Here is a 19,993-nt window from a genome sequence, read left to right as displayed (position 1 = left end):
TCCTTGCCCGCCCACGTTTAGAACAAGCAAGCCATCCCACCTTTAGAACAGGCAAGCCATCCTACTTTTAGAACGGGCAAGGATGCCCATTCCACAAGATAATTATTCCACAAGATAATCATTCCACAAGATAATCATTCCACAAGATAGTTTAATCTAAACTAATTGATACAAAACCTTAAGCAGAGTAAAGTTTTTGTAACTTTATTAGCATTTTTGAGCTATTCTGCTACCAAGTACCGCGTGCTTCGTAACCTAAAAGAAAGTTCGCTACATAAAAATCCCCAATGACAACACTCTTCGATTCGATTAAAGTCGGCGCCTTAACACTACCAAACCGTATGGTAATGGCGCCACTAACACGAGGACGAGCAGAAAGTGATGGTACACCCACTGAGATAATGGTGGAATATTACCGTCAGCGTGCAACAGCAGGATTAATAATTAGTGAAGCAACTTCAATATCACCGTTTGGTGTAGGTTGGGTAAATGCTCCCACAATATTTAAACCCGAAGATATTACAAACTGGCAAACTGTAACTGATGCAGTCCATCAAGCAGGTGGTCGTATATTCTTACAACTTTGGCACATGGGCAGAGTATCACACCCTGACTTTCTCAACGGACAACAGCCAGTGGGACCCTCAGCTATTGCTGCTATTGGTGATGCCCATACACCACTAGGTAAAAAACCTTACGTAACACCACGCGAATTAACAGTAGAAGAAATTCACGCAACTGTTGCAGACTACGCTACAGCTACAAAAAACGCACGTGAAGCTGGATTCGATGGTGTAGAAATACACGGCGCCAATGGTTATTTAATTGATGAATTTTTACGAGATAGTGCAAATCAACGTAATGATGAATATGGTGGCACCATACAAAACCGTGTGCGCTTCATGTTAGAAGTTGTCGAAGCCGTAGTTTCTGCTTGGAGTGCCGACCGTGTGGGTATTAGAATATCACCTGTAAATCCTTACAACGATATGAGTGATAGCGACCCTATTGGATTATTTACTTATGCTGCTGAACAATTAAATAAATTTCAACTCGCTTATTTACATGTTCTTGAAGGACTTCCTGGTAGTGCAATGGCAGGCCCAGAACCGCGCGTTACGCCTCATATTCGTCGCACGTATAATGGAATACTAATGGTTAATGGTGGATATAACCAAGAGTTAGGCGCCGAAGCTTTAGAAAATAATGAAGCGGATTTAATAGCTTACGGTACTCTATTTATTGCTAATCCTGATTTAGTCGAACGTTTCCGCAAAGGCACATCGCTTAATACTCCAGATTCTCATACTTTCTATACTCCCGGTGAAAAAGGTTACATCGATTACCCAGCTTTAACAGCTGTTGCTTAAATTCTCTTGTGGGGTGGGCATCCTTGCCCGCCCTGAATATGAAACAACCAAGCCCCCTAAATATCTAACAGGCAAGGATGCCTGTTCCACAAGATTAAGAATCTAATTTAAGATAGGTTTGCATCAATGCTTTTTCTATTGACCCCAAATTTTTATAAGCTCTAACAAGTTGATGTGCAGGAGTTTCGCGCTTTTCTAAAAAACTTTTAAGCGGCGCCAATAACTCAACATCAGGGTCACTATTATTATTAAGAGCAACTTCAGCAGCATGAATTACCTCAGTTGCGGCGCCAAAAATTTCTTCGTGATCAAATGCTTCTTGGGCAGAAAGTTGATGTAACGCAGCATCGGGAACAGTTGCTCGACCTGGTAAAGTTGTGTCTAGCACTAAACCTTTTAATAAAGCTAATATCCCAGCATAAATACTAAAATCATCACAGCTATCACAAGCTTTAAATTCAATTCGACCTACTTCTGCTGGCAAACGCGCAATTTTAGTAAGTGCAGGAATACTTGAAATAAGTTGTTCTTGTTCTGCTACAAATACCCGTGTTGCCGCACGCTTTCCTGTACGAATAAACGTTCTTACTGATAATCCTTCCCATAAAGCACCCTCATAAAAAGGGGAGCTATAGCTAAAAGAAACAATATAGGGACTGTAATAAGTTAACTTCTGACCAATCTCAATTACACGCTCTACTGGTAAATCAGCCATTGAAATATTTAAATCTGGTCCATATGAAACCATATAAATATTAACAGTTTGTTCATCTGGATATGCCTGCAACTCACTAATCTCAAAAGCATTTAACGGTGGTTGAGGTTCATATTTTGATTGGTAAGGGTTGTAACTAATTAGAACTGGAGAAAGTCCAAACTTAGATGCAACATCGCACAGTAAAGAAAAACTCTCATTCAACTCTGTAATAGTATCTTGAATACTAGAGTGAATCGTAGTGCGTATCTCAATTCCTTTTGGTACGCATTCCACAAACTGCTCAGACTCTGAATAACGCTCAAACCCTTCAATATACCATCTTTTTTTTCTAATCCCAGCATCCCCCATATGCAGGTGTAAATAATCATCAGCATACTCTGGTAATGCTTCAATTATTTGATTAAAATCAGCAAACTTTGCACGTGAAAAATCAACAAAATTTCCCACACGGTCAACGAAAGCAACCTCATGTTCTATGCCAAAATTAAACATTATTCACACCTTTAAACATTTGCAACAGATTTGAACGGATGCAACGGATAGCTGATTTTTTTAATTTAAGGCGCCTTAAAAGCTTACTATCACAAATAACTTATCCGTTACATCCGTTATATCCGTTGCTAATTTACTCTTACTACTTGCTAAAGATTAGCAAATAACTTATAAATCATACTGTCTACTTAGATACATTGACTATCATAAACAATAGTATTATTTTATACAATTATTACTTAGTTAGCTTGAAAAAATAATTAGAAATAATTCTTAATATTGGGTATATAAATTATACTGTAATATTCAATATAAAGTCTGTCACAATAATAAAATAAAATATTTAAACAAGAAGCAAATGATAAAAATACCTAATAGTAAACCCCTCATTTTCCAATTTTCACCCTTACTGCCTTAACTTACCGTTCGCTACTATGGACATAAATACAGCTTTAGGCATGACTTTATGATGAGTGCGGTAAAATCTCCTTACAGCAGCGAACAAGTGAGTGCGTGGTTGCGCGGGTTGCTCGCTATTGCTTGGGCAGATGGCGATTTCGATGACCAAGAACAGCAGTTAATTGCTAGCATTACCGAGCAGGAGTTAGCTCCTGGCCTAGTAATCGAATCACTAGAAGATATTTCGCCAGACGAACTAGCAATTGTACTAGGTAAAGGTACACCTCTAGCAGAAAATTTCTTACGAACTGCCGTGATGGTGGCAATTGCCGATGGTACATATACCAAAAGTGAAGACTACATGCTTCATGAGTTGTGCAAAGCTTTAGGTGAACCAGAAAATATTCTTGAAGCTTTACGTCACACCCTTGAACATCCAGAAAAAATTGACCCAGCAACGTCACAAACTATAACTACAACTCCCAGTCGTCAACACCCAGATGCGCTTCATCCAGTGCGTGACTGGCTAGATAAGCTTGAAATTCATGACCCTAGAGTTGCGCGTTTCTTGTGTAAAATGATTCCCTCGCAATGTCCTTTTGAACGTGATGTCACTTTATTTAAGCGCAAAATAGTTCATATCCCTCCCTTATGTAAACTCAATCCCATCTACGAACAACTAGTAGGGTTGCGTTTCCGTGCGCTTTCTTACCTAGCTGATGATTGTGGTGAGGATGTCACCCCGTATATATAAAATAGTGGAGAGTGCTGAGTGCTGAGTGTAAAGACCGAATTAATTAGGTTAATGGTGCTAAGAATATTTATAATAGAAGACTCATGACTCTTAACTTATTACTCAACACTCAGTACTCAGCACTTTTGACTTATGCAATTCATTGACCAAGCAGATATTGAAGTTGAAGCTGGTAAAGGTGGCGATGGAATCGTCGCTTTCCGGCGTGAAAAATATGTACCCGCAGGTGGACCAGCAGGTGGTAACGGTGGTAAAGGTGGTTCGATATATTTTCGCGCTGTTGAAGATTTACAAACTTTGCTTGACTTTCGCTACAACCATAAATTTAAGGCTGGAAATGGTACCCGTGGTGGTCCCAATAATTGTACAGGCGCCAATGGCAAAGACTTAATTATCGATGTACCTTGTGGCACAATTATTTACGATGCCCAAACAGGTAACATAATTGGTGACTTAACTCAACCTGAACAAACTCTACTAGTTGCCGCAGGTGGTAAAGGTGGACTAGGAAATAAATATTTCTTAAGCAACCGCAACCGGGCGCCAGAATATGCACTTCCTGGTTTAGATGGCGAAATTAAACTACTGCGTCTCGAATTAAAACTTTTAGCAGAAGTTGGAATTATTGGACTACCCAACGCTGGAAAATCAACTTTAATTTCTGCTTTATCTGCCGCACGTCCAAAAATCGCCGACTATCCATTTACAACCCTTATACCTAATTTAGGTGTAGTCAGAAAACCTACTGGTGATGGTACCGTATTTGCCGATATTCCTGGTTTAATCGAAGGTGCTTCAACTGGCGCCGGACTAGGACACGATTTTCTACGTCACATCGAACGTACTCGTGTTTTATTACACCTAATAGATGCTACGAGCGAAAACATTGTTGACGACTACAAAACAATTCAACAAGAACTCGAAGCATACGGACGTTCGTTAGCAGAGCGACCACAAATTATTGCCCTTAACAAAATTGATGCAGTTGATAGAGAAAGCGTAGACTTAGATGCTATAGCAACTCAAATAAACCATCTTTCCCATGCCAAAATTTATTTAGTTTCAGCAGCTACACGTGCAGGACTAGAAGAATTAATGCAAGAAGTATGGCGAGTACTTGATGAAATTAACGCAATTGATGAAAATTTGTTACTAGCAAGTGCCCTTTAATGTACAAGAATGTATAAATTTTATGCTGCTGATGAAAAAGAAACCATAGTTTATGGTGCAGCTAAACCCGGTTATTCAAACGAGGAAGTTAATAACTGGGTACAGTTTATGCAGGAACAAGATATCCAGAGAGTTTGTTGCTTGCTTGCAGATGCTCAATTAACCCGTTACCCATTAAACCTACTTGAAACTTATTATCAAACATTTGGAGCGAATAAAGTATGCTCGGCGCCGATTGAAGATTTTCACTTAGCAAGCGAAGAAACATTGACTCAAATTATCTTGCCGTTTCTCAACGAAGCTTTTCAAGAAAGCGAAAAAGTAGTTGTGCATTGCGGAGGAGGAATTGGACGTACAGGACATGTATTAGCTGCTTGGTTAGTATATAGTCGCGGAATATCAAACCACGAGGCAATTACTGCTGTTAAAAAAACAGGTAGAGACCCTTATGAAGCAGCTTTTGCCGCTCCTTTTTACGTCAAAAATCCTTGGAAAGTTGTAACAGAACTAAATGCACTTCTTGATAAATGCCGTAACAAACATCAGTGATAACCACATTGTAAAGGTATCAACATTCTGATTCCTGGCATTAGTACAATTACATCTGGATTCGCATCAATAATTAGTTGCCAAAAAAGACGATTTCCATAAAACTTCTCTGTAATTTTTAACAAAGTATCACCGGGCTCGACAGTATAAAGCATTACCCCAATCCTTTACATTTTGTAAACTTGAAACGAGCAGCAGCGTAATATCTTTAACTATTCAGTTATGTAGGCAAGGAGAGAATATTCTCTATCCTAGCAACAGTGCCCATAATCATGGGCGCCTTAATTACATAAATTTACGAATAGTAAATCATTTGCCTCTAGTTATATAATTAGTAATAAACTTGTCAACTTATGCACAAGCATTTGTAACACCGACCATTTGGGGCTACCAACGTTGATTACAGGAACAACCAAGCTTTTAGGTGTAATAGGATATCCAGTAGAGCATTCGCTATCACCTCGTATGCACAATGCTGCCATTGCTCAGATGGGAATAGATTATGCTTACCTGCCATTTCCAATCGCACCACAAAATTTACAAGCTGCCTTAGAAGGGTTTGCAGCAATTGGAGTAGTAGGTTTTAGCATTACCATTCCCCATAAACAAACAATTATTCCCCTATTATCCGAAATCTCAAGTCTGGCTCAATCTGTCGGTGCTGTTAACACTGTTGTTCGTAAAGATAATCAATGGATTGGTACAAACACCGACGTTGAAGGATTTATTGCTCCCCTACAATCAACATATAACCGTGATTGGTCTAACACTACAGCAGTTATTTTAGGTAACGGAGGAGCAGCACGCGCAGTTGTTGCAGGATGCGCGCAATTAGGTTGTCCCGAAATTCACATAGTCGGACGTAACCTAAATAAATTAGTTGCCTTTCATGAAAGCTGGAACAATTCAACAATAGCTGCACATTTACATGTACATCACTGGGATAAACTACCAAAATATATCCCACAAGCAAATCTCATTGTCAATACAACACCTATTGGCATGTATCCTCATATTGATGAGGCGCCTTTAACTCCCGAAGAAATAAATAACTTACCAGATGGCGCCATCGCCTACGATTTAACTTATAATCCAAACCCAACAAAATTTCTCGAACTCGCCCAACAAGCCGAAGCCATAACTATAAACGGTTTAGAAATGTTAGTACAACAAGGCGCCGCAGCCTTAAAAATTTGGCTACAACGCGAAACAGTACCCGTCGATGTCATGCGTCAAACTTTAATAGAAGTGCTGAGTAGAAAGTGCTGAGTGTTGAGTCTTTACTCTTAACTCAGCACTCAGCACTCAGCACTCAGCACTCAGCACTCTTAACTTAAAAACTTCCGTGCTAGTAAAAAGCTAGAAATTGATTTGGCATCAATGGGTTCACCGTCTAAAATGGCGTTCTCTAACTGTTCGGGACTCCAAATTAGCACTTCGATATCTTCATCATCATCTTGTGCAGGTGGTTTTTCCAGCTTTTCTAAATCAGTTGCCAAAAATGCGTAAATAATTTCATCCGAATAACCAGGTGCCAGAAAAAATTCGCCAAGTTTTTGCCATTGGTTCGCATGATAACCGGTTTCTTCCTCAATTTCCCGCTTTACTGTTTCTGATGGGTCTTCATTTACTTCAACAGTACCAGCAGGAAACTCGATAACTCTCCCACTCACCGCAAAACGATATTGACGCACCAGTACAAGTTTGCCATCTGATGTTACGGGTACTGCTAAGGCGCCTCCTGGGTGACGAATACACTCCCAATCACCCTCAACATTATTGGGTAAACGTAACCGATTCACTTCAAAATCAAACTTTCTTCCCTTATAGAATAAGCGCTGTTTTAGTAGCTGCGGTAATTCTCTACCTAATGGCATAATCAGTTAGCTTTGTTTATATTTTGGTACAGTCTACATCTTTAATAAGCTCTTTAATCGTTAGACCTGAAACTGGGTCTATCCAATCTGGTGCTATTTCCATAAGTGGCACTAACACAAAAGCACGTTCTCGCATCCGAGGGTGAGGAATTTGTAATTTCGGTGTTTCGATAATTCGGTCTGAGTATAATAATATATCTAAATCTAGGGTACGCGGTCCCCAACGCTCACCACGCAGGCGCCCAAACTTATTTTCAATTTTTAACAATACTTCTAGCAGTAATTCTGGTATCATTTCCACTTGCAATAAAACGCAACCGTTAAGATAATCTGGCTGTGGTGGACCTACCGCTTTGGTACGGTACAAACTCGATTGGGAAATTAATCTAATTCCCGGCGTTTGCGCTATCGCGTCAATCGCCCCTAATAAAATCGTGTGACTGTCACCAATATTGCTTCCTAAAGCAATCGCTGTATTAGCTGTATTATTAGACAAGCTGTTTTTCCCGCTTACGCTTTATTTCAACAATTCGTATTATTAATGTATTTTATTTTACGAAATTGAATTGAAAAAAATTATACGTAAGTGTTAAATAACAGTATATATAATTAAACTCTGATGGAATGTTATACTAACACAAACATAGTGCTTCGATTCAAAAGTTTTGATTATTCGTTAATTAGCAACTGCTTCATATGAGGAACTGACGTGGTTAAGTTTACCTCTTGGTTCAAAGACAAAACCAACTTGAGTGATACGCATACAAACAATTTTGAGTTGCCATCGGGCGACGATGTTCAACCAACTGTTGAGGTTGATTCAGAATTGACGACTGATGAAGAGAAGCCAAGCAAGCAAGGCAAAGGTAAGCAGTTGCGGGAACAAGTCGGGAGAGTGTCATCTACAATAGTCTCTAAACTCCCTGGTCACCCAAAACCGCTATACCGTCGGTTCTGGTTTATCGCTTTCTTAGGTCTAGGTGGTGGCGCCATTGCGGTGGCTAACACTATTTCGTCTATCGACCGAAATTTACCTCCTACTTCAGAACTCAACAGTTTGGTGCGTGAGCAAACGCTGACTATTAAAGCTGTTGATGGCACAATTTTACAGCAGTCTGGACCAGCAACGCGCGAACAGTTAGCACTTTCAGAAATTCCCGAAAAACTCAGAAAAGCTTTTATTGCTTCTGAAGACCGACGCTTTAATAAACATAACGGAGTTGATGCTACTGGTATCGCCCGTGCTATAGTCAATAATTTGCGCTCGCAAAATGTTGTTGAAGGTGGTAGTACTATTACCCAGCAGTTAGCGCGTATTCTTTTCCTGAAGCAAGAAAAAACTATGTTGCGTAAGGTTAGAGAAGTGCGTTTAGCTCAGAAGATGGAAAAAGAATTAAGCAAAGACAAGATTTTGGAACGATATTTAAATCTTGTTTACCTTGGTTCTGGCGCCTATGGTGTTGGTGATGCTTCTTGGGTATATTTTAGTAAGCCAGTTAGCGAACTAACTTTGAGTGAAATGGCTACTATCGCTGGTTTGGCGCCTGCACCAAGTGTGTACGCTCCTGATAAAAACCCCGAAGCAGCAAAACAGCGTCGCAATTTAGTTTTAACGCGAATGTTTGAAGACGGTGTAATTACTGCTGCCGAAAGACTTGAAGCAGTTTCAGAAACACTTACTATTAAATCAAGCCTACCCAAACGCTTAGAAGTTCAAGCTCCTTACTTTACTAGCTTTGTTCAAAAAGAACTGCCGAAGTACGTTTCACCCGAAGTTATAGAAGCAGGTGGGTTAACCGTAGAAACAACTCTCAACCCAACGATGCAAGCAGCAGCAGACAAAGCTGTCGCGAAAACATTGCGAAATCAAGGACGTTGGGAAAACTTCAAACAGGCAGCATTAGTTTCAATTGACCCCCGCACTGGACAAATTAAAGCGATGGTGGGTGGTAAAGATTTTGGTAAATACCAATTTAACCGCGTCACCCAAGCACAGCGACAACCTGGCTCAACTTTTAAAGGATTTCTTTATGCAGCAGCTATTGCTACTGGCATGAGTCCTTATGACACTTTTCAAGATAGTCCATTAGTAGTAGACGGTTACGAACCAAAGAATTTTGATGAAGGTTATCGAGGTTCGCTTGATATGCGAACTGCCCTAACTAAATCAATTAATATTGTCGCAGTACGAATTTTGATGAAAGTGGGCTTTAACCCTGTCATCGACCTTGCCAATAAAATGGGTATAAAATCTGAACTTCGACCAATGTATTCTTTAGCACTTGGTTCTTCTGAAGTTAATTTGCTTGAATTAACAAGTGCTTATGGTAGTTTTGCAGCTGAAGGGGTTCATAACGAAGTACACGGTATTACCCGTATTCTGAATCGTCGAGGTGAAGAAATTTGGAAGGCAAATTTTACACCCGTTCGCGCGCTTGATTCGGATAGCGCTAATATTACAACCTGGATGTTAAGAAATGTTGTAACATCTGGAACTGGTCAACCTGCACAACTGGGTAATCGTCCAGTCGCAGGTAAAACAGGAACGACTGATGAAGCTCGTGATTTGTGGTTTATTGGATTTATTCCACAACTTGTAACTGGGGTATGGTTGGGTAACGATAATAATAATGTTACTTACGGCAGTAGTGCGAGTGCGGCTTACACTTGGCACGAGTTTATGGAAGAAGCTGTAAAAGGAATGTCCGTTGAACAATTTGCCGAACGTCCAAAACTCAACCGTCGTAAAGGCACTATTAAAGCTGAACCAGTCAAAGCTAGACGACTTGTCAACCGTTCATTCTCTAGTAACGAGCGCTCTGGTGATGACAGTTGGAGTGATGATTCTTCTAGACAGTCGAGAAGGCGCCGCAGTAGTCAAGTAAGTTCCGACACTAACGATAACAATAACGAACAATCATCGAGAAGGCGCCGACGTTCTTACCAAAGCTTCCAGCAAGATAACTCAGATGATAATACGCCACGTCGTCGCAGACGGCGTAGTCGAAGCGATGATTCCAATTCGTCGTCGAGTAGCACATCAAATAATAGCTCAGATTCTTCCTCAGAGTCTCGTCCAAGGCGCCGACGTAGAAGTTCTTCAAATTCAGATTCGTCTTCTTCGTCATCTCAACCAACGTCTTCGTCGCGTCGTCGTAGAAGTTTAGAATCTTCTTCAGATAGCGGTAGCTCTAGACCCTCACGTTCTCGAAGTTCTGGTTCTGAAGGTTCAAGTAGCCGTTCAGGTAGCAACAATTCCTCACCAAGCACACCATCATGGCGTGAACGTTTGAGACCAGATGGTGGTTAGTCAGGCTAAGTATACTACAATAAAATAATATAAAAGGTTCTCGATTTTCTCAAAATCTGGAATCTCACACCCAATAACTGCATACCCGCACAAACAACTTTCATGCTTTTTGCGCGGGTTTTTTACTATTAAAATTTAATTGTATAAAAGATTACTCATCCTCAAGAAATTTAAATCTCCTTCTACAGTACTTTTGAGCATTCTCCCTACTGGGAGATGAAGTCAGAGCCTAATTTTTATACGGTCATAAGTAGCGCAGTTAACAAGAGAAAATACTTATGTACTTATTCATGCAAGCGGCAGGCGCCGTATCTCAAGAGCCTAGTTTTCCAGTAGCTTCAGTTGCAGTATATGTAATTGGTTTTATTGCTGCTACAACGATAGGTTCCATAGCTTGGTATAACTCAAAACGTCCCGTAGGTTGGGAAGACAAAGAACGTCCAAGTGTTGTACCCAAAGTTGAAAAAGAGGAAACCCCAGGTATTGGAGAACCTAAAACTGAATAAAGTAATGAGTTATGAGTTAGGAGTGAGGAGTGAGGAGTGAGGAGTTAAAATTTTGTATTGCTACTTCCTACTCAACACTTAAAAACTGATAATTCCTAACTCCTAACTTTTAACTCCTAACTATTCTAATTTTGGATTTCAATCCAACGACGGTACAGTTTTTGAATCTGTTTTAGAATAGTGTCCGCTACTGGCTTGTTAGAATCTTTGCTATCAGATAATTTCAACAGCTTACTCAATAGCTTCGCTTCTTCACTCGCAACATCACCGTCACTATATATCAACCCACTAATTGACTCAATCAACTTTTGACAATCTTCGTGAGTCGGATGTTCTCCTAAGTACTCATGTACCCATTTGTAAAACTCGTTTGGTTTTACTGATAAGAATTCGTACAGAAACGGTCTTATTTCTGGGTCGTTTGTCAAATTATTCGCTTGAGCGATTTGGTGTAGATATTTACGCTCTTCAGGTTGGATTATACCGTCAATCCATGCGGCGCCTATCAGTATTTTTACTTGTGTTTTTACGCTCGAATCGGTTCTCATATACTGCAAGACCTTTATGAGTGGATTTCACCTTGATGCAATCCTAACAATACAAGCGAGTATTTACTGAGAATTGTTTGATTTTCTTAACCGGGTCATGAAAAAACCATCCATATTATGTTGATGCGGCACCACTTTTAACCAGCCTTGGGGCATTATATATTTATTTAGGAATGAATTAATGCTTGGTGCCTCAATTTCCCAGTTTGGGTTTGCAACTAAAAACGACTCGATAACCGTTTCATTTTCGAGTGGGTGTAATGTGCATGTAGCATAGACTAATACACCACCGGGTTTTACATATTTTGCCGTGTTCGACAATAACTCACGCTGAAGCACAGCTAATTCTTCTACACTTTCAGGAGTTTGGCGCCATCGTGCATCTGCATGACGGTGTAAAGTACCTAGTCCGGAACAAGGAGCATCAACTAAAACGCGGTCAGCAGAATTAATAAACTCTCTTAAACTCCGACTATCCCCAGTAAAAATTTCTATAGACTTTAACTGTAAACGACGAGCATTCTCTTCAAGTTTACGAAGTCGCGAAGCAGTACGGTCACAAGCCCATATTTTACCTTCATCACCCATCAGTTCCGCAATATGAGTTGTTTTTCCACCCGGAGCCGCACAAGCATCAATTATCACTTCTCCTGGTTGCGGGTCGAGTAAGTGAGCTACTAGCTGCGCGCTGCTATCTTGAACGCTCCACCAACCTTGCTCATAACCTGGTAAATTTTGAATGGCGCCGTTACTACCAATTAAACGTAAAGCTTGGGGTAAATAAGTAAGTTTTTCATATTTAATATTACTATCGTAAAAAGCTGTTTCAACTTCTCTAATCGTCGCACGAAGCAAATTAACCCGTAAATCAATTGTCGGTGTTTGGTTCATCCATTGGCATAATTTCTCAGTTTCTTCTTCACCAAATTGTTTCACCCACACATCAATTATCCAATCAGGAAAGCTATATAAAACTCCTAACCCTTCCCCTTTTTGCTTTTCCCCCTCACGTATAAACGAGCGTAACATCCCATTCACAACCGGAGCTAGCTGTACAAAACCATTATCTTTTGCAAGTTCAACAGTAGTATTTACAGCAGCAGAAGCGGGTATGCGGTCTTGGTACATCAATTGGTACAAACCGATATGTAAAATAGTACGCAAGTCCTTTGGTTGCTGGTGTGCTTTCTTCTTTCCAAGCACGTCAATAAAATAATCAAGCGTTCGTTGGCGCCGAACACATCCATAAACCAATTCAGTAACAAGGCGCCGTTCATTATCAGCCAAACTCGATTTTGAATTATATTTTTGTAAAGCACGGTCAAGAGCAACATCAACAAAGGCGCCTTTATGGACATCACGCAAAGCAATAAAAGCAATTTGACGAGCAGAAAACATTAAAATTACGATTATCAGAATATATATATCGTAGGGGCGGGTTAACCCATATCCTCCAACTAGTAGAAAAATATCGTAAACCCGCCCCCTAATTCCAAAATATCGTAAACCCGCCCCCTAATTCCAAAATACCGAAAACCCGCCCCTAAATTTTAATACCGCGCAGTATCAACAACGCTACCAATTTCAAACTCGCACGCACGCGATACAAGTTCCTGCGGTAATTCTTCAAAGCTAACCAAAGGCAAGTGTTGAGGATTCTCAATAAGTTCTTTAGCAAGTAAAAAGCCAGCAATAGTCCAGGTTTGGTACTTCCGAGCTTGCTTACCAATCAATCTTCCCTTCTTACCGTCGTAGTACTCAACCCACTCATCATTCTTCAAACGTGGAGCAGCAACAGCAATTGCTTTCTTAGCAAGGTCAACACGATTAGTTTTCACAGCAGCAGCAGCCAACATCCACAATAAAACGGGCCAACTTCCAGCATTGTGATAAGACCAAGGAATATTTTTAGGGTCACATCCAGTGACAATTCGATACTCTTCACCTTCTAAAGCAGGGAAACAAATCTTCATCGGCATGTCCCCAACTAAATTATCCCAGCGTTGGTCTACCAAATTCATAATCGCTTGCGATTGTTCTTCAGTAGCTAGCTCAGAAATAATTGCCATCAAGTTACCGAGCGAGAAGAAGCGCGTATCGAGTTGTGACGGTCCCACATTACCCGCAAGATAACCACCATTAATAGGTAGCCATTTGTCTAGTTCATAATAAGGAAGCGAATCACTATATATATTAAATAGATTTACTGCCGCCTTTCCATACTCTTCGCCTTTAAAACGGTAAATTGCATTGAGACGGTTTATATCAATCCAGTAGTGCTGGCGAATATGAGCGCACAATAAGGGTAAACGGTTATCGATAGCAGCAACAATATTTTCGTTGTACTCACATACTAATAGTTCTCGTGCTGCACGTAGTGAAGCATAGAACAAAGCTTGAATTTCTAAGGGATGACCATAAATTCCCATCCTACGGTCAATCATACAGGCGCCATCGGGTACCAACAGTGTTGGGTACATATCAAAGCGATTTGCCAAACATAATTCTACAATCAACTTGATACCAGTTTGAAATTCTGGTTGATAAGCGAAACAGAAATCTTTGGTTGCTACGACATAAGCGCGTAACAAAATAATCCACCATAAGCAAGAGTCTACTGGTGTGACTCGTGCTATAGCATGTTCACCGAAGTCAGCGTCAAGGTATTCTTTACCATCGATTGACACAACTTTAAAACTAGCGGGCATTAATCCGCGTGCTGGTTTGTAAGCATCGAGTTCACGTTCTTTTGGTTGCAACTTGAGAGTTTCTTCTAAGAAGTTACGAACAATATCAGTTCTACCCTTCATTAAAAATATCAGAGCAGATGACACAAAATCGCGTACAAATACTTGGTCATAATTCAGCGCTTCTGTTGAATTATCAAATGCCGCTACAGTTCCAACTGGGCGCCCTTGATAGTACACAATAGATTTTTCTAAAGCTTCCCAAGCTTCTACGTCGATATCGTTATCTTTTACTGTTGTTGCTGCTAAGTCCTTAAGTTGCATCGTCAGAAAACTCCTTTTCAATTTCAATGATTAATGGTAGAAGCGCCTTTTATAAACTTGCTATCTTCATATTAACAATACTGTTTTCTGAAAAAGCAAATCTTATTATCTGCACTTTTAAATGGAAGACTATATTTACTCACTCAAACCGCCATTAAATTAACGATTCTCGCTTGTAAACCAATTGTGGATATTGCTTGTTAAATGTAAATTAATACCTGTCTTAAGCTTTTGCTTGTACTACAAATGCTCAAATTTTACAAACTTGCACTCTTGCTTATTTAACAAGATATAACTAATTATTTCTACTACCTAGATATTTTGTTTCACAAACAAACTCATTAGTTTGACTTATCCGGGAAATTTAGAATTAAGTAGTTTTACCAGCTTTTACCGACAAGATGTTCAAGTTACCAGACATAATTATCTAAATACATATTAATCATAATTTATAACCTTTTTTCACAATATGCAACATTATTTTCATAATCCACGCATTACACGTATGCTTTAGCAACATAGTTAACCTTAAATAAAATTTGAATCATTAACACAAAACCTTGAAACCCTTTATATAATTGCCTTGTACACAAATGCAAAAAATCGCAAACATTTATAAAGTGTTTGCAAAGTGTCATTTTTGACAAATAACAAAAATTAACAAAATTAATAAATCTGATTATCAATTTAGAGGTAGATTAAATATTTTTGACACTATTAACTTTGCTTGAGTCATGTCAAGTATCAAAATACACATTTTGTCTAGCCTTTAGTATTGATAATCAACAAGTTAGTTCTGCGTATTCAAGCATTGAGTTGGCTTGACTATTATATGAAGGCAAACGAGCTAATATTGTGACGATAAAATACTGCATAGCTAAAATAATCTGAAATAATAAGTGTATGTACAAAATTCTCAAATTGACTAGCACTCGAAATTATTCTAATCATGCTTACCAAATTTTCAGTTTTTTGATATCATGATGTGAATTTAGTTTTTTTACATACTAACTTTATTGGTATTAAAAAATTTTAAAGTGTTTGTGTTAAATTGCGATTATTGAATTGCAATATGATTAGACAGAGGTTGATTTAGTACAAGCTTTCGCAAAAAAACGATTTTTAATACTAAGACAAAATATCAGTCAGCTTTAATTACTACGCTTACTATTATTTTTACTTAAAAAAGCGTAACATCTGTAAACGGTTATACAAAACAAATACATAAGAAGGAATTTATAACAAAAACTAAAGTGTCTGGACTGACTAGTGACATTACCAAGATATCACCGATGTATATATGTTAGCTAGCCCCCATATACAATTACTTAGTAAAGAATGATGAAATAATCAGCATTAATTTTAAAGCGACTGTAAATTTAAATTTGAGAAACTGGATTTATGTATATTAGGACTTACGCTGCATAAACCTGGAATCTAGCGCATTCATTGTCGCAGACAAATCGTCATTTTTATTACATGCTATCAACGTATATTCCAGGTTTCTAGGTTTTCATGCGTAAGTCCTGTATATATTTTTATGCCGTCCTAAGATATAAACAACCGTCAACTTGCTTAAATATAAAATAAAAATAGCTACTTGTATACATCACTAAAACTACTTAGGTAATAATTCTTATTGAAATTTCTATGCCTTGCAATATAAAGGTGCATTTATTAAAAGGTTAAGTTTATGTAAACTCAAACGAAAAAATAGTGAGATTTTCTACGTATTATCACGTGCAGAACATGATATAGTGTTACTCTAATCAATATAGACATTTGTAACATTTTTGTAACTATTAATAAGTACTTTAACTTATCGAAAATTGTATAACAAGGATACATTTTACACAAATTGCATTGCAGTAGTAATGTGACTGTCTTAGAGAAAAATCTATGCTAAAAACAACTCAAGTTTTAGAAACTCCGCCAGTTGAACGTTTGCTTAACCTCTGGGCACAGCGTTATACACTTGGCATGAATCGAACCTTAAATCAAAACTCACTAGGTAGTAAGTTGCTTGAGAGTGCATCTTTAAAAGGTCGAACTTTAACCGCGACCAAGCTGAAAGATAATATACTGACCGTTAACTGCCAAATGGGATGGATACAAACAAAGACACTTTATGCTTATATACCGAATGTGATGGATTTGACGGAGGCACGTCGAATTACACAGTTTGCGTTTCGCGTATACAAAAAGTTAATCGACGTTTACCAAAAATCCCCCTGTGCAGACGAAGCGCTAACTGACGAATCGTTTTCAAACTTAGAACTACCTGCAATCCAAGAGTTAGCGTATGCACTTGAACCGACATTACTCGTGTTTCAAGAACAGCATATTGCCTCTAAAGACTGGCGTGCTTTAGGATTTATGACTACGCAGTTAAATTTTACCAATAAATTAATTGCTAAAAAGCTTGAGCCAGAAGAAAAAATCCTGCTTGCTCCTTATTTAAAATTCGTTGAAGAGCAAGTAGCAATACCTTGGCAAAGAGTTTGTGCTGCGAGTGCCAAGTATAGCGTTGATTCTGCTGAGTTTCGCTTAGTCGAAGAAATGCTACCAGCGGCGCCGTCTATTGCCTCTTCAGTTTATAATCGACTGTTAGAATTATTTCCCGAATATCGAAGTCGTCGTGGTCACTTGGGTGACGAGGATATAGCTCACTCATGCATTCGCGACTTAACTATGTTTCAAGCTTACCTATGGCTATGTCTATTTGAAGGTACCATCGCACCAATACAGCAAGAGTTACTACCTTTGTGCGCGATGGTTGTTCAAGGAGTCAACATCAAATGGGAACTAACAGAAAAATGGTGGCAGGTTCTAGAACAAGAAATTTTAAATCGCATAAATCCCCAAGCAAAACAGCTAATACAACCCTACACCAAACAAGTCCAAGAATTACTCTGGTCTGGGCGCCATCGTCTAGGCTACCCTGAAGACCCCCTTCGTAATAATCACTTCAGTGATTTCCAACTCAATCACTAAAGTGATTATTACGTACACCCAGCAAACCGCTGCACAGCGAGCATCAAATCACTCGGTGTGCCAATATCCAAATAACTACCATTATCAAAAACCTCAGCTTCAACACGCATACCTTGTTGAATAGCTGCCTGTATCACATTACCAATAGGCAACTCAGGCAGACTCAGCAAATCATTTGTTAACTTTAAATTCGATACGAAAGAATGCAAAAACTCTGTAAATGCAGGCGCCCATACAGCGATAGCCCACATATATCGTAAATTCGATTGTGGGGGTTTCTCAACAATTAGGCTAACTTTACCCGTACTATCAAAATCAACCATACCAGCTTTTTGGGGTTGTTCTGTAGGAAATAACCCTAAAACAACATCGGCGCCAAGAGCTTGACGTGCGATAATTCGCTGGAACCCATCAAGCGGTTCAAATAAAATATCAGGAAAACCCAAAGCCACAATCGCATCTTGAACGAACGGGTACGCCTGGTCTAGTGTAAAAGGAACACCATGAGGCAATCCCATCATTAAATACCCCAAGTTCATCTCAAGCATTGAGCCATCACCAAAATAAGCAGGAATATCCCATTTTCCAGGTCGCAAAATAAAATACGCTGTCTCAATACCTGCTAGCCGCATCTTTTCGAGCAAATAATGCGAAACTACTTTAGGGTGTAGTTTATCCTCTTTATCATTAAAGTTATTTTGATAACAAATATTTTTAAATTGAAACCCAATAGGGTATAACTCTTTACTCAATGGCAAAGGTGAAATACGTGTTGCTTGCCCACCCGCAGGTAACAGTCCTATAATTCGCCGATTCATACAGCTTTGCAATTAATTAAAATATTAATATTACAAGTATCACAAATCACTTGAATATTTACGGAAATTCTGTATGAATTGGTAGATAAATAAATATCCCCTTCTCAAACAAAACTCATGCTTAAGAAGAGGTTAACTATATATATATCTATAGTTTATGCCTTTGTAACCGTTACTCAACTGAAACAGCATCCACATCAATCGTCTGTGTCTGTGTATTAGCTTGTGAACTTGCTGTGGTAGTAGTATATGTACTATCGCTAACCTCGGTGTTTCCTTTACGCGCTTTAAAGCCCTCAATCACTAACTGAGATACTTCTGATACTAGTAAAGTCAATATAAAAGCGTCATCGATTTGTCCGACAATAGGTAAAAAGTCTGGAGCAATATCAAATGGACTAATAAAATACAAAGCTGTACCTAGAATTACCCACCAGCGATATTTGGGGTTGCGTATCAAATCACGGTACCATCCGTAAACAGCTTGAATCGAGAATTTCATATATTGAACCTCCTTATTAGCTTTAATTTTGCATGATATTGCCTTAAACTTCCTGTGGGAATAACCGCCCTTAATTGTCCAGAAGGTGCGAAAAACTTATTTCTGTAATGGCTGCTGTGTAGCCAGACTAGAGCTTAATAGCTTGCTTGTCGTTTTTAGGAGAGGATAGTTTTAACCGTGGATATAATAGCTGAATTTAGAAGAGGCGGACCCGCGATGTATCCGCTACTCGCGTTGTCAGTTTTGACGATAAGCGTAGTTTTTGAGCGGTTATGGTTTTGGCTCCGCATGTTGAACCAAGAGCGTCAAATAGTCGAGCGCGTTTTAGAAGCTGCGCGTGAAAATTGGGGATTAGCTCGTGATATTGCCCAACGAGCAACTGACCAGCCAATTGGCAGATTTTTATATGCTCCTTTGAGTTTGACAAAAAACGACCCTGAAACTTTTCGACTTGCCTTAGAAGCAACTGCTGAAGATGAGTTAACTGGAATGCGACGTGGTGAGAAGCTTTTAGAAGCAGTAATTGCCCTGGCGCCACTTTTAGGATTGTTTGGTACAGTGTGGGGACTAATTCAGTCATTGCGCGCGATTAAAATCGGTGATTTAGGAACCGAAGCAACAGCAGGAGTGACTACAGGTATTGGGGAGTCATTAATTAGTACAGCAGCAGGACTAGTAGTGGCAATTACAAGTTTGGTATTTTACCGCTTGTTTCAGTCATTCATTTTTAACCAAGTTCAGGTATTTCGCAAAGCAGGTAACGAGTTAGAACTATTGTACCGCCAGTCACCTCCATCTGATATCAATGTTGATACCAATGTCGTAAATACAGAAACTCCAACTTTGCTGGCACCAGAAACCAACAGCAATAGAAATTCGGGAGGAAATTCTCCACGCAAGAGAGGAAAAAATCGGTTTGGCGACCCTTACGAAGCTCCAACAGAACCAAACCCTAGCGATTCAGACAATATATAG

17 protein-coding genes are annotated in these 19,993 nt (G+C 39.2%); 9 read left to right on the top strand and 8 right to left on the bottom strand.

Features of this window, described 5'->3' with window-relative positions; genetic code table 11:
- The first annotated feature begins 287 nt into the window (after window positions 1–287).
- On the top strand, window positions 288–1,370 hold the full coding sequence (locus DSM106972_RS15300; RefSeq protein ID WP_127081503.1) for an alkene reductase: 1,083 nt from the start codon (window positions 288–290) through the stop codon (window positions 1,368–1,370).
- Between the two features lie 94 nt (window positions 1,371–1,464).
- Here DSM106972_RS15300 and DSM106972_RS15295 read toward each other — a convergent pair whose 3' ends face one another.
- Entirely contained in the window at window positions 1,465–2,580 is a 1,116-nt protein-coding gene (locus tag DSM106972_RS15295) for a glutamate--cysteine ligase family protein (RefSeq protein WP_127081502.1), read from the bottom strand.
- Between the two features lie 466 nt (window positions 2,581–3,046).
- Between DSM106972_RS15295 and DSM106972_RS15290 the strand changes: the two genes are divergently transcribed.
- The 4 genes from DSM106972_RS15290 (at window position 3,047) to DSM106972_RS15270 (ending at window position 6,721) form a co-directional block, all read left to right on the top strand.
- On the top strand, window positions 3,047–3,733 hold the full coding sequence (locus DSM106972_RS15290) for a Mo-dependent nitrogenase C-terminal domain-containing protein (protein WP_127081501.1): 687 nt from the start codon (window positions 3,047–3,049) through the stop codon (window positions 3,731–3,733).
- Window positions 3,734–3,865: 132 nt separating this feature from the next.
- The gene (obgE, locus tag DSM106972_RS15285) at window positions 3,866–4,903 is read left to right on the top strand and encodes a GTPase ObgE (protein WP_127081500.1); all 1,038 of its coding nucleotides are present in this window, start codon (window positions 3,866–3,868) and stop codon (window positions 4,901–4,903) included.
- A gap of 9 nt (window positions 4,904–4,912) precedes the next feature.
- Window positions 4,913–5,452 (top strand): protein-tyrosine phosphatase family protein, encoded by a 540-nt coding sequence (locus DSM106972_RS15280; RefSeq protein ID WP_127081499.1) that lies wholly within the window; start codon window positions 4,913–4,915, stop codon window positions 5,450–5,452.
- Between the two features lie 396 nt (window positions 5,453–5,848).
- On the top strand, window positions 5,849–6,721 hold the full coding sequence (locus tag DSM106972_RS15270) for a shikimate dehydrogenase (protein ID WP_186538518.1): 873 nt from the start codon (window positions 5,849–5,851) through the stop codon (window positions 6,719–6,721).
- Between the two features lie 59 nt (window positions 6,722–6,780).
- Here the strand turns inward: DSM106972_RS15270 and DSM106972_RS15265 are convergent, their stop codons facing one another.
- Window positions 6,781–7,329, bottom strand: a complete 549-nt coding sequence (locus DSM106972_RS15265) for an NUDIX hydrolase (RefSeq protein ID WP_127081497.1) — start codon at window positions 7,327–7,329, stop codon at window positions 6,781–6,783.
- Window positions 7,330–7,345: 16 nt separating this feature from the next.
- A complete protein-coding gene (gene folK, locus DSM106972_RS15260; protein ID WP_127081496.1) occupies window positions 7,346–7,825 on the bottom strand; it encodes a 2-amino-4-hydroxy-6-hydroxymethyldihydropteridine diphosphokinase in 480 nt (159 codons plus the stop codon).
- Window positions 7,826–8,038: 213 nt separating this feature from the next.
- Between folK and DSM106972_RS15255 the strand changes: the two genes are divergently transcribed.
- Both DSM106972_RS15255 and psb35 read left to right on the top strand, forming a co-directional pair.
- Entirely contained in the window at window positions 8,039–10,639 is a 2,601-nt protein-coding gene (locus DSM106972_RS15255) for a transglycosylase domain-containing protein (RefSeq protein ID WP_127081495.1), read from the top strand.
- A 278-nt stretch (window positions 10,640–10,917) separates the two neighbouring features.
- Complete coding sequence (gene psb35 / locus DSM106972_RS15250) at window positions 10,918–11,145, top strand: photosystem II assembly protein Psb35 (RefSeq protein ID WP_127081494.1); 228 nt, start codon at window positions 10,918–10,920, stop codon at window positions 11,143–11,145.
- Window positions 11,146–11,270: 125 nt separating this feature from the next.
- On the opposite strand, the gene DSM106972_RS15245 is transcribed toward psb35, so the two are convergent.
- From DSM106972_RS15245 to DSM106972_RS15235, 3 genes are all read right to left on the bottom strand, one after another.
- Window positions 11,271–11,693, bottom strand: coding sequence for a tellurite resistance TerB family protein (locus DSM106972_RS15245; protein ID WP_127081493.1), 423 nt, complete (start codon window positions 11,691–11,693; stop codon window positions 11,271–11,273).
- Between the two features lie 63 nt (window positions 11,694–11,756).
- Complete coding sequence (locus tag DSM106972_RS15240; RefSeq protein ID WP_127081492.1) at window positions 11,757–13,091, bottom strand: 16S rRNA (cytosine(967)-C(5))-methyltransferase; 1,335 nt, start codon at window positions 13,089–13,091, stop codon at window positions 11,757–11,759.
- Between the two features lie 152 nt (window positions 13,092–13,243).
- Complete coding sequence (locus DSM106972_RS15235; protein ID WP_127081491.1) at window positions 13,244–14,704, bottom strand: glycoside hydrolase 100 family protein; 1,461 nt, start codon at window positions 14,702–14,704, stop codon at window positions 13,244–13,246.
- 1,899 nt (window positions 14,705–16,603) lie between these two features.
- Between DSM106972_RS15235 and DSM106972_RS15230 the strand changes: the two genes are divergently transcribed.
- Entirely contained in the window at window positions 16,604–17,698 is a 1,095-nt protein-coding gene (locus DSM106972_RS15230; protein ID WP_127081490.1) for a bilin-binding protein, read from the top strand.
- An 8-nt stretch (window positions 17,699–17,706) separates the two neighbouring features.
- Here the strand turns inward: DSM106972_RS15230 and DSM106972_RS15225 are convergent, their stop codons facing one another.
- Both DSM106972_RS15225 and DSM106972_RS15220 read right to left on the bottom strand, forming a co-directional pair.
- Window positions 17,707–18,516 (bottom strand): sugar phosphate nucleotidyltransferase, encoded by an 810-nt coding sequence (locus tag DSM106972_RS15225; protein WP_127081489.1) that lies wholly within the window; start codon window positions 18,514–18,516, stop codon window positions 17,707–17,709.
- 172 nt (window positions 18,517–18,688) lie between these two features.
- Window positions 18,689–19,018 carry a YkvA family protein gene (locus DSM106972_RS15220; RefSeq protein ID WP_127081488.1) on the bottom strand — a complete coding sequence of 110 codons (330 nt, stop codon included), beginning with the start codon at window positions 19,016–19,018 and terminating at the stop codon, window positions 18,689–18,691.
- 177 nt (window positions 19,019–19,195) lie between these two features.
- On the opposite strand from DSM106972_RS15220, the gene DSM106972_RS15215 reads away from it, so the two are divergent.
- Complete coding sequence (locus DSM106972_RS15215; protein WP_127081487.1) at window positions 19,196–19,993, top strand: MotA/TolQ/ExbB proton channel family protein; 798 nt, start codon at window positions 19,196–19,198, stop codon at window positions 19,991–19,993.

The sequence above is a fragment of the Dulcicalothrix desertica PCC 7102 genome (assembly GCF_003991905.1).
Classification (GTDB): domain Bacteria; phylum Cyanobacteriota; class Cyanobacteriia; order Cyanobacteriales; family Nostocaceae; genus Dulcicalothrix; species Dulcicalothrix desertica.
Note: the sequence above shows the minus strand (reverse complement) of the source record. Positions and strands in the feature narration are given on the sequence as shown.